Raw genomic sequence first — 1,978 nt, forward strand, 5'->3', positions numbered from 1 at the left:
TGATAGGCTGACGGCAAGACATTTTCAAAGTCAGGTCAATGAAATTCATGCGCGTGTGGCAGTTCTGAATAGATTTACGGAATTAGGTAGACCTCGCACCCAAGTTGTGTCTTAAATTTGAATGGATTGGGGAGAACTCAGCTTTTGAATGTTTATGCAACAAAGCCCATAATAACTATATTTTTGGAGTACGATTCAATGGGATTCAAACTCATACCAACCATAATTTCAGTATCACTTACCCTTATTATTTGGTTTCTCATTCCAATTCCGCAAGATGTTTCTGCAAATGCTTGGCTTCTATTTGCGATGTTTATTGGTGTTATTTCAGCCATTATTGGTAAAGCAATGCCTATTGGTGCAATTTCGATTATCGCGATAGCACTGGTCGCGATTACCCGAGTAACAGCAGATAACCCTAGCGATGCCATCAAAGATGCTTTAAGTGGCTTTGCTAACCCTCTTATTTGGTTGATTGGTATATCCATCATGATTTCAAAAGGGTTACAAAAAACAGGGCTAGGTGCACGACTAGGTTATTACTTTATTGCAGTTTGGGGTAAAAGAACCATTGGTATTGGCTATAGCCTTGCATTATCTGAACTCATTCTTGCACCTGTTACCCCAAGTAATACAGCACGTGGAGGCGGAATTATTCACCCTATCGTGCGCTCGATTGCAACGAGTTTTGACTCAGATCCAGAAAAAGGCACTGAAGGTAAAATTGGTAAATATCTTGCTTTGGTCAATTACCATTCAAATCCTATTACTTCTGCCATGTTTATTACGGCTACTGCACCCAACCCTTTAGTCGTTGAACTCATTGCGAAAGCGACCAATAGTCAAATCCATTTGAGTTGGACCACATGGGCATTAGCAATGGTTTTACCAGGTGTTGTTGCATTAGCATTTATGCCGATTGCGCTTTACTTTATGTACCCACCTGAAATTAAAAAAACACCAAATGCTGCACAATTTGCCAAAGACCGTTTACAAGAAATGGGTCCCATTACCTTACATGAAATGATTATGTTGGCTGTATTTGGAATTTTATTATTACTCTGGGCAGGTATTCCTGCCATGTTGTTGGGTGATATGTGGACTTTAGACCCAACTACAACCGCGTTTATTGGTTTATCACTCCTTCTGCTTACAGGAGTTTTAACTTGGGATGATGTCTTAACTCAAAAGAGTGCATGGGATACAGTAACTTGGTTTGCTGCATTGGTCATGATGGCGACCTTTTTAAATAAGCTCGGCTTAATCGCTTGGTTTTCTGGTGTTTTACAAACTAGCATTGGACAGCTTGGCTTAACGTGGGTTCCTGCTTCCATGCTTTTACTATTTGCTTATATGTACGCTCACTATATTTTTGCCAGTACTACTGCACATATTACCGCTATGTTTTCAGCATTCTACATTGCAGGTATCGCACTAGGTGCTCCTCCAATGTTCTTTGCACTGATTATGGCAGCAGCATCAAGCATTATGATGACGCTGACTCATTATGCGACAGGTACATCCCCTATTATTTATGGTTCAGGTTATACAACGCTTGGTGAATGGTGGAAAGCTGGTTTTGCTATGAGCATTATCAATATAGCTATTTTTATTGTATTGGGCGGACTTTGGTGGAAGATGCTGGGCTATTGGTAATTTAATATCTATAACAAAATTAAAATTTTATAAGTATAGTTATATCTATACAACCTGCCCCCTGAATAAGGGGGCTTTTTAATATCTGTCCATTACAGAAACTTCGTTATAATTTTACTCACTGAATAAAAATATATTTGATTAATTAGACTCGATGTCATAGACCCAATTATGCGCTTGCTTATCTGTTGTTGTTTCACAGACATAGTAGTCATGAGGCACTGTTGCAAATAGGCTGACATGATAAGCTAAATATCTTATTTATTTCGAGATACAGCAGATGAATCCCTTCCACGGTCGGCACTTTCAAGGTGAAATCATT

General features: G+C 39.1%; 1 protein-coding gene and 1 pseudogene. Both read left to right on the plus strand.

What is annotated here, in order from left to right; genetic code table 11:
• Positions 1-115 (plus strand): annotated as a pseudogene (locus ACE01T_RS17185) (IS5/IS1182 family transposase); the annotation flags it as partial.
• Between the two features lie 83 nt (positions 116-198).
• Entirely contained in the window at positions 199-1,656 is a 1,458-nt protein-coding gene (locus ACE01T_RS17190; protein WP_004695721.1) for a DASS family sodium-coupled anion symporter, read from the plus strand.
• The last annotated feature ends 322 nt before the right edge of the window (positions 1,657-1,978 follow it).

The sequence above is a fragment of the Acinetobacter uliginosus genome, assembly GCF_044130295.1.
Lineage (GTDB): Bacteria > Pseudomonadota > Gammaproteobacteria > Pseudomonadales > Moraxellaceae > Acinetobacter.

Excerpts from the sequence above, each read along its gene's own strand:
- ACE01T_RS17190 (WP_004695721.1), top strand. The coding sequence starts at position 199 with ATGGGATTCAAACTCATACCAACCATAATTTCAGTATCACTTACCCTT.